This is a genomic window from Pseudomonas sp. LF-5, assembly GCF_037626295.1.
Lineage (GTDB): Bacteria > Pseudomonadota > Gammaproteobacteria > Pseudomonadales > Pseudomonadaceae > Aquipseudomonas > Aquipseudomonas monsensis.
Genome location: NZ_JARKMT010000007.1, coordinates 259,581 through 268,379, shown reverse-complemented (window position 1 = coordinate 268,379; position 8,799 = coordinate 259,581). Strand labels below are relative to the sequence as shown.

5 protein-coding genes and 1 rRNA gene are annotated in these 8,799 nt (G+C 59.8%); 2 read left to right on the top strand and 4 right to left on the bottom strand.

The window, feature by feature from the left end; all coding sequences use genetic code 11:
• Positions 1-5 precede the first annotated feature (5 nt).
• Positions 6-121, top strand: a 5S ribosomal RNA gene (rrf, locus tag PseuLF5_RS20570).
• Positions 122-451: 330 nt separating this feature from the next.
• Positions 452-2,332 (top strand): methyl-accepting chemotaxis protein, encoded by a 1,881-nt coding sequence (locus PseuLF5_RS20565; protein ID WP_123470324.1) that lies wholly within the window; start codon positions 452-454, stop codon positions 2,330-2,332.
• Positions 2,333-2,480: 148 nt separating this feature from the next.
• Here the strand turns inward: PseuLF5_RS20565 and PseuLF5_RS20560 are convergent, their stop codons facing one another.
• From PseuLF5_RS20560 to PseuLF5_RS20545, 4 genes are read right to left on the bottom strand one after another with little or no spacing between them, the layout of a single operon-like run.
• Positions 2,481-2,948 (bottom strand): SRPBCC family protein, encoded by a 468-nt coding sequence (locus PseuLF5_RS20560; RefSeq protein ID WP_222833946.1) that lies wholly within the window; start codon positions 2,946-2,948, stop codon positions 2,481-2,483.
• A 22-nt stretch (positions 2,949-2,970) separates the two neighbouring features.
• Positions 2,971-6,363, bottom strand: coding sequence for an amino acid adenylation domain-containing protein (locus PseuLF5_RS20555; protein WP_340134606.1), 3,393 nt, complete (start codon positions 6,361-6,363; stop codon positions 2,971-2,973).
• Positions 6,364-6,376: 13 nt separating this feature from the next.
• Entirely contained in the window at positions 6,377-7,306 is a 930-nt protein-coding gene (locus PseuLF5_RS20550; protein ID WP_128616474.1) for a diiron oxygenase, read from the bottom strand.
• Positions 7,303-8,079, bottom strand: a complete 777-nt coding sequence (locus PseuLF5_RS20545) for a DUF3050 domain-containing protein (protein ID WP_123470329.1) — start codon at positions 8,077-8,079, stop codon at positions 7,303-7,305. The genes PseuLF5_RS20550 and PseuLF5_RS20545 overlap by 4 nt, the downstream gene beginning before the upstream one ends.
• Between the last annotated feature and the right edge of the window lie 720 nt (positions 8,080-8,799).

Sequence of the window (8,799 nt, the reverse complement as noted above, 5' to 3'; positions counted from 1 at the left end):
AATTTCTTGACGACCATAGAGCGTTGGAACCACCTGATCCCATCCCGAACTCAGAAGTGAAACGATGCATCGCCGATGGTAGTGTGGGGTTTCCCCATGTGAGAGTAGGTCATCGTCAAGATTCAATTTCAGAACCCCTGTCTGCTAACGCAGACAGGGGTTTTGTCGTTTAAGAGCCTGCCAAGATCAGGCGATCAAAGAATGTTCAATTGTCGCCCGGTCAACGCTCATCGCAAGGTGCGGCAAACGCTCTAGTGCGCCGTTCGGCGGGAATCTGACCTAAATGCCGTCCATTTCCCATACAACCCTAAGATTTCTCTGAACCGTGCCGAAAGACTGGTGAGACATGCGTGCACCAAAGTAGAGCGGCCAAGAAGAACGCTGCCTGCTCTGTACATGGAATGTTGCATCCGGAACGCATCCCCACTTTTGGCATAAGAAGTCCCATGAAATGAATCTCAAGTTCAGCCATAAAATCCTGTTGGCCGCTTCGGGCGTCGTGGTCCTGGCGTTCGCTCTGTTCACCCTCTACAACGACTATCTGCAGCGAAACACCATTCGCCAGAACCTCCAGTCCTCCGTACAGCAGGCGGGTGACCTGACTGCCAGCAGCGTGCAGAACTGGATGAGCGGGCGGATTCTGGTATTGGAAAACCTTGCGCAAAACGTCGCCCACCAGGGCAAGGACGCTGACTTCCCCGGTCTGGTCGATCAGCCGGCCTTCACCTCCAACTTCCAGTTCACTTACGTCGGCCAGGCCAATGGTGTATTCACCCAACGCCCTGACGCGAAGATGCCGGACGGTTACGACCCGCGCCAGCGCCCTTGGTACAAGCAAGCCGTCGCCGCCGATAAAACCATGCTGACGCCGCCGTACATGGCCGCTGTCGGTGGTCTGGTGGTGACCATCGCCATGCCGGTAAAAAAGAACGGCGAATTGCTCGGTGTGGTCGGTGGTGACTTGAGCCTGGAAACCCTGGTAAAGATCATCAACTCGGTGGACTTCGGTGGCCTCGGTCACGCGTTCCTGGTCAGCGCCGACGGTCAGGTAATCGTCAGCCCGGATAAAGATCAGGTGATGAAAAACCTGAAAGACATCTACCCCAATGCCGGTGTGCGCATCGAGAAGGGCAATCAGAACGTGGTGCTCAACGGTCAGGAACGCATCCTGTCGTTCACCCCGGTCAGCGACCTGCCGAATGCGCAGTGGTACATCGGTCTGTCGATTGATCACGATAAAGCCTACGCAGCCCTCAGTCAGTTCCGTACCTCGGCACTGATCGCAATGTTTGTGGCGGTGGCCGCGATTGCGCTGCTGTTGAGCCTGTTGATCAATGTGTTGATGCGTCCGTTGACCACCATGGGTCGCGCAATGCAGGACATCGCTCAGGGCGAAGGCGATCTGACCCGTCGTCTGGTGGTTGAGAGCAAAGACGAATTTGGCGAACTGGGCAGTGCGTTCAACCAGTTCGTTGAACGGATTCACGCGTCGATTTCCGAAGTGTCGTCGGCAACCCGTCACGTACACGACCTGTCGCAGCGGGTAATGGCGTCGTCCAATGCGTCCATTGTCGGTTCCGACGAACAAAGTGCGCGCACCAACAGCGTCGCTGCCGCGATCAACCAGTTGGGCGCCGCCACCCAGGAAATCGCCCGCAACGCGGCCGATGCTTCGCAGCACGCCAGCGGCGCCAGCGAACAGGCCGATGACGGTCGTCAGGTGGTGGAGCAGACCATTCAGGCGATGACCGAGCTGTCGCAGAAAATCAGCCTGTCGTGCACGCAGATCGAAACCCTGAACGCCAGCACCGACAACATCGGCCACATTCTCGATGTGATCAAAGGCATTTCGCAGCAGACCAACCTGCTGGCACTCAACGCGGCTATCGAAGCCGCGCGGGCCGGTGAGGCTGGCCGTGGTTTTGCGGTGGTGGCGGACGAGGTGCGCAACCTTGCCCATCGCACCCAGGAGTCGGCAGAAGAAATCCACAAGATGATCACGTCGCTGCAGGTCGGCTCCCGTGAAGCGGTGACCACCATGAATGCCAGTCAGGCATCCAGCGAGCAGAGTGTTGAGGTGGCCAACCAGGCCGGCTTGCGTCTGGTCAGCGTGACCCAGCGTATCGGTGAAATCGACGGCATGAACCAGTCGGTGGCCGCCGCGACCGAGGAGCAGACGGCTGTGGTGGAGACCCTCAACGTTGACGTCAATCAGATCAACCTGTTGAACCAGCAGAGCGTGGCCAACCTCAACGAAACGTTGAAGGATTGTGATGCGTTGTCGCAGCAGGCCAACCGGTTGAAGCAGTTGGTCGACAGTTTCAAGATCTGACCACCCGTCAGACCGCGTTATCGTTCAATCGCGGGCAACCCCGCTCCCACAGGATTTTTGGCGAACACAATATGTGTGAACGACTCGAATCCTGTGGGGGCTGGCTTGCCAGCGAAAGCGGTGGTTCACTCACCGCCTGTGCAAAGCCTTAAACAAACAGCTTCAGCACATTCCCCATTGCATCATCGGCAAACCCCTGCACAAAGTCCTTGAACCCCGGTAGCGCCTCCTCACCGCCGCTGGCCGGCTCGGCAATGATCGTCCAGGTCGCCCGTGCTTTTCCCGCCCCCAGCGATTCCACATTCATCGCCGCCCATAGATTGGCCACGCCCAGGGTGTTGTAAATCGTCGTCCAGGTCATGCTCCGCGCCTGCTCATCGCGGGAGTTGAGTTGCTCGACCACCACGTTGCCATCCTTGAAGAATTTCTTGCGCAGCGAAGCCACGCCTTCGCCAGTCATTTCGATGTGCGACAGCGCCGGAATAAATCGCTCGAAACCGCCAAAGTCGCCGACCACGGCCCAGACCTGCTTGGCGTCTGCCGGCACTTCCACCGACGATACGACGTGGCAGCCGTGGGGGTTTTTGATCAGGGTGTCGGGTTGCAGAGTGCTCATGGTGTAGCTCCTTGTTGATGGATCAGATGAAGTTGATTTCTTTCAGGTAATCGCAGCCGCGGCGCAGCAGCGCCGGGGATTTTTCCGGGTAGTGCGCGCCCATCTGCTGCACGCCGGCCTCAGCATTGGCGTGGCCGATCAGGGAGATGTCGCCAATGTCTTCCTCGAAACCGTTGAGGTAAAAACCGAGCACGCCGAACAGCGCGTTGTCGGCATCGACCCGGCTCAGTTGCTGTTGCCAGTCGGCGACGCTGACCAGCGAGAACTCGCTGCCGGTTTCGCGGAACGAAGCGACGTAGGCGTCCCAACTCAGTGGCTCGGGGTTGTGCAGGTTGAACACCGCGCGTTCGGCGCAATAACGGCTGGCGTGAAAGGCGATGAAGCGGGCGAGAAAGTCCACCGGCATCAGGTCGAAATTCAGCGCAAAGGCGGGTACCTGACCGAGCTGGATCGACCCCTTGAGCATCAGCATCAAACGGTTTTTATGCGGCTGACAGACGCCGCTCAAGCTGTTGAAGCTGATGTTGCCGGGGCGATACAGATTGATCCGCACACCGCGCTCGCGCGCCCGTTCAAGGATGCGTTCGCCCACCCACTTCGACAGGTTGTAGCCGTTGCGAATGTAGATCGGCGGCGTCGGCGCGGCGGGCAGCTCCAGGACCTGACCCGCGTCATCGACGGTGCTGGACGCCGAGAGCGTCGAGACAAAGTTGAAGACTTTTTTGCTCTGCCCTTCGCACAGGTGCAGCAACTGGAAAACCGGCTCGACGTTGTCTGCTGCCAGCGACTCGTAATCAAGCACGTGATTGACGTTGGCGGCGTTGTGCACGAGCGCGCCGAATTCGCGATCCAGGCGCTGATAATCCGCTTCAGCCAGGCCCAGTTGCGGTCGGGTGATGTCGGCCGCGTAAACCCGTACCCGACTCAGGTCCAGATGATCGAGACGGTTCTCGCGCAAGGCATGGGCAAAGCGTTGCGCCGCCGTTTGCCCGCCGCCGTCGCGCACCAGGCATGCGACTTCGCTGGCCCCCCAACCCAGCAGCGCTTCGACGATATGTACGCCGACAAAACTGTTGGCGCCGGTAACGATGACCTTGTGCACATCGCCCATGCGGCTGATCGGCAACGGCTCGATATCCAGCGGTCGCTCGGCGTCGGCCATGGCCTGGGCGCTGAGCACGGCGCTGTCATCGGTACCGCGCACCAGTGTGGCGAGTTTGCTGATCGTTGGCAGTTCAATGAAGCGATTGATCGAAATGCTGCGGCCAAACTCTTCACGCAAACGCAGCAACATCCGCGACAACAGAATCGAGTGGCCACCAAGGTTGAAGAAACTCTCGTCGGTGGAAATGTCACCGGTGGGCAGCTCCAGCAACTCTGCCCAGATCTCCAGCAGCAAGGCTTCGTCGGCGTTTGCCGGCAGGCATTTCGGGCCGCCGTCCTGCACGCTCACCGGCAGCTCCAGCAAGGCTTTGCGATCAACCTTGCCGTTACTGGCGAAGGGCATGCCTGGCAGTTCCGTCCACGCCACCGGTTGCATGTAGTCCGGGAGGAATTGTTGCGCGTGAGCTTTCAGCGCTTCACGAGCAACCTCCGATTGCGGCTGGGCGAGGAACGCCAGAATCCGCCGCTGGCTGTCGATCACCACCGCGATCTGTCGGTACAACTGGCTCTCGCGCAGGCAACGTTCGATCTCTTCCGGCTCGACCCGAAAACCACGGATCTTCACCTGATTGTCGCGGCGCCCGCACAGTTCGATGCCGTGCGCGCCCCACTTGGCCATATCGCCGCTGCGATAGGCGCGCAGTTGAGTGCCATCCGGTAGATCCAGCTGCAGATAACGCTCGGCGGTCTGCTGTGGATTGTTTAGATAACCGAGGCAGACGCCGGGGCCGACGATGAACAACTCGCCGACGGTGTTCTCCGGCACCGGCTGCAGTTCGTCATCGAGAATCAGCACCTGACTGTTGGCGATCGGCGCGCCGAGGGTGCGGTTGCTGTTGCCGGTTCTGAGCTGCCGCGCGGTGATCAACACCGTGGCTTCGGTGGGGCCGTAGAGGTTGTGCAAGGTGCCTTGGCGGGTCAGTTGCTCGATGACGAACGGCTCGCAGACATCGCCGCCGGTCATCACTTGCACGCCCTCCAGTTGCTCGAGCGGCAGGATGCTCAGCAGGGCCGGCGGCAGGAAGGCGTGGGTCAGTTGGCGGCGCCGGATCAGTGCCACCAGTTGCAGCGGATCACGCCGTTGCGTGTCGTCGGGTACTACCAGTTCGGCACCTTCGAGCAGGGTCGGGAAGATGTCGATCAGCGACGAATCGAAACTCAGCGAGGAGAACTGCAGCACCCGGCTTTCGGCCCGCAGTTGCACGTAATCGGCGTACCACGCGGTGAAGTGGGCGAGGTTGGCCTGGCTGAGCAGTACACCCTTCGGATGCCCGGTGGTGCCTGAGGTGTACAAGGCCATGCACGGTGCGTCGAGTGCCGGGCGCTGGCGCATCAACGGCAGGTGCTGATCAACGTGCGCCGTGTCGATCTGGCTGACATCCAGCCCGGCCATGGTTTCGCTGAGCGGATGCTCGCCGTCATGCAGCAACAACACGGCGCCGGCGTTCTGCAGAATGTATTGCTGACGCTGCAACGGATGTCTCGGCTCCAGCGGCAAGTACACCGCGCCGCTGCCCAGCGTCGCCAGAATCGAGGCGAACAACGCCGGACTTTTCGACAGGCAGATGCCGACGATCCACGGTTGCGGATGCGCGGCGAGCAGTGGCTGCAATCGCTGCTGGATCGCTTGGGCGTGGGTGTGCAACTGGCGGTAGCTGATCGACTGTTCGGCGAGGTGCAGCGCCGGCCGATCGGCATGCTTGATCAGGCTTTGTTGCAGACGCTCGATCACCGGCATCCGCGCTTGCGCCAGCAACGCCGGATTGGCCGTGTCGTTGAGTCGATGGACGTACGCCAGGCTGTCGAGAAACAGCAGGTTCTCCAGACGTTCGAAATCCGGTGCGCTCACAGAGGCAACGTCCTTCAGATAGTCGGCGTCACGGGAGAAACGGCTGACCAGCAGCGCGACTTCGTCCACCACCTGCGCCAGCACGCGCTGGCGCAGCGCCTGACCATTGCCGGAAGGCTCGTCGCCAATCGGCACACGGCTGATCAGCGTCGAGCCGAGAAAGCACAGCAGGTCGAGTGTCGGCAGACCTGACCGGCTCTGTGCACCGACACCCAAACGCAGATGCAGGTGCGGGATGCGACAAAAGTCGCCGGCGGCAATAAAGCCATCGTCGATGATCAAATCCACCTTCGAGTGCGTGGCACCGCTGCGCTGCAAGGTATGACCGTGTTGTTCGAGTTCCAGCGCCAGGTCGGTCATGGCCTGACTGGCGCCCATCAGCAAAATGTCGAGACGTTTCATGTCGGCCTCCTCATCAAACCAGGTAGTCGCGCAGGGCGTGCTGCACGCAAGGCGTGTCGAGCAGCGAGCTGTTGTGGAAGAACTTGACGATGTTGCCCACCAACGGATGGTGGCGATTGATCGGGAATGCCAGTCCGGCCATTTCGTCCCTGAGCGAGCGTCGTGTGGCCTCGCTGACTGGCAGCGCATTGATCAGGCGCAGGTCGAAGGATTTCTGGATGTCATTGGTCAGGTAATGGCCGATAAACACCGGCAGGATCTGCGCGATGACGTCGCGATCCGCCGCGCTGGCGGTGTGCCAATAGATGCGCACCATCCGCGCCCAGAAACTCGAATGACGACCCTCGTCGAGCAGGTGATCGGCCATCAGTCCCTTGATCGACGGCTTGACCGTGTCATCGCGGGCGAACGCGGCGACATCGCCGGTCACGGTGTTTTCGGCGATGGCCACGCAAATCAGCTCCACGGCGCTGCGCAAGTGCTCCGGCGCCAGTGCGACGGCGGCAGGAATCGCCCGGCTCAGCTCGATTTCATCGGGCAGCTGAATCGGTTCGATGCCGGTCATGGCCACCGTTTGCTGCATGAAATCCATCGCCACCAGAGCGTGGTAATCCTCGTCGACCACCACGGTCATCGCGTCGTAGCGACAGGCGAAAGGAAAGCCCACGGCAAAGCGATTCTTGGCGATACTGCGCGCGGTCTTGTCGACGATTTCGGTCTCGAAAATCACCACGTCGTTGATGAATTTGTACAGCGTCTGCACCAGGGCGAAATCGCGCTGCTGCGGGCATTCACGCAGAAAGGTTTCGCTGAGCACCAGCGGCTGGCGGCTGAGCGGATAGATCAGACGCTCGTCGTTTTCCAGCACACGGCGCGGACGGGTGCGAATGGTCGCGCGACTCTCCCAGGCGTCAGCGAAGGATTGGTAGTCAGCGGCGTTCATTGGGCCACCTCCGCCAACGGCTCGCGCATGCTCAGGCGCAGGCCGTCCCACAGGGCGATGCGGCTTTCCACGGCAGCGATGGCACTGGCGTAGACCTCGGCCTCACGTTGAGGATCGCCATCGACCAGACGTTCCAGCAACTGCTCGGCCGCCGGGCCGTGATCCTCGGAGTCGACTTCGATGTGCCGTTCCAGGTAATAGCGAAAGGTCGGCGCCTGCTCGATACCGATGCCCCAGTCGTCGAGGATGCGCTGGAACATGGTCGGGATAACGCTTTCGCGACCATGCAGAAACGCCGCCGCGACACTGTGCCCCGGTGCATGCAAGGCGGTGCGCAGGGTGTCGCGAACAAACTGCGCGGCGGCCGGGTCGACCGCGACGCTTTGCAGCGCGATGTCGTAGCTCACGCCTTCCTGCTGCAGCGCGACGAAGCGCTCCACCGCCGTCGTGCTCGCGCCGATTTCGCGCATCGCATCCAGGTACAACTCGAAGTGGCTGTAGTGACCTTCGGCCAGGCGATCGTCCGATTCTTCGCCGAGGACGATTTCGTTGATCAGCCGCGCCGCGTGAGGGTCACGCGGCGGTAGCCAAGGCAAGCGCGTGCAAGTCAGCTCCTGCTGCAGGCGCTTGGTCAGTGACATGAAGTCCCACACGGCAAAGACGTGGGTTTCCATGAAACGACGCAAGACCGACAGTGAAGTGATCTCGGAAAAGATCGGGTGAATACTGAGTTCGGCTTTCTTCAGGGCGAGTTGGTTCTTAGTGGGCATCATGATGTCCTTTATCATTGATATGAAGTGCAACGTCTCTTTCAACTGTGCAATCAATAGCGCCGCAGTTAGTTGTTTCCTGGATATCGGGCGAAGCCACAATTGCCGGTGAATAAGCGTCAGGCGTTATCTACGGTTTTAGCGCTGGTCCCGGTGAGCCGCCCTTATGAATTGGGGCGAGACTCCGGGGTGAGTGCCGAAGTTCAAACTCGGCGAAGAAAAACTAATACACCGGGAAAGTATTTAACAAGTGTATTTTTAATTATTTTAAGTTTGCTGTTTTTCAAGTATGAGAAGTGCCGATAAAACTTTTGGCTGAAGTTTTATTTGGGCGTAGTTGCTCCTTTCGGTCAATATTGGCCAAAATTGATTAACAAGAGTGAATGCCTCACTCGAAGCAACTTTCTTAATGAAATGAATTGATTGATTTAAAGGGGCGGAAATTGGCCGGGACCGGCGCCTGGACTTCCTTTTTCCCGTGACAAGGCTCCTTCCGTAGGTTCCTGGTGCGGGGACGGCGCCGACGATGCGGGGCGTCGCCCGTTCTTTATGGGGTTGGCCGTTCAAGAGTGAGGGTAAATCAGCGCGACGGCTATTACCGTTTCACCACCGAGTCAGGCTGACCGGCGCACGGAGGGTAGAGGGAAGGCAGGGGTTTGCCAGCGGCTGCGCAGCAGATCGGGGCGGGGATTTGTAAGCGGGTTATTCGCCGGGCAGGCACGG

Coding starts and splice junctions, on each gene's coding strand:
- PseuLF5_RS20565 (WP_123470324.1), top strand. CDS start 452: ATGAATCTCAAGTTCAGCCATAAAATCCTGTTGGCCGCTTCGGGCGTC.
- PseuLF5_RS20560 (WP_222833946.1), bottom strand. CDS start 2,948: ATGAGCACTCTGCAACCCGACACCCTGATCAAAAACCCCCACGGCTGC.
- PseuLF5_RS20555 (WP_340134606.1), bottom strand. CDS start 6,363: ATGAAACGTCTCGACATTTTGCTGATGGGCGCCAGTCAGGCCATGACC.
- PseuLF5_RS20550 (WP_128616474.1), bottom strand. CDS start 7,306: ATGAACGCCGCTGACTACCAATCCTTCGCTGACGCCTGGGAGAGTCGC.
- PseuLF5_RS20545 (WP_123470329.1), bottom strand. CDS start 8,079: ATGATGCCCACTAAGAACCAACTCGCCCTGAAGAAAGCCGAACTCAGT.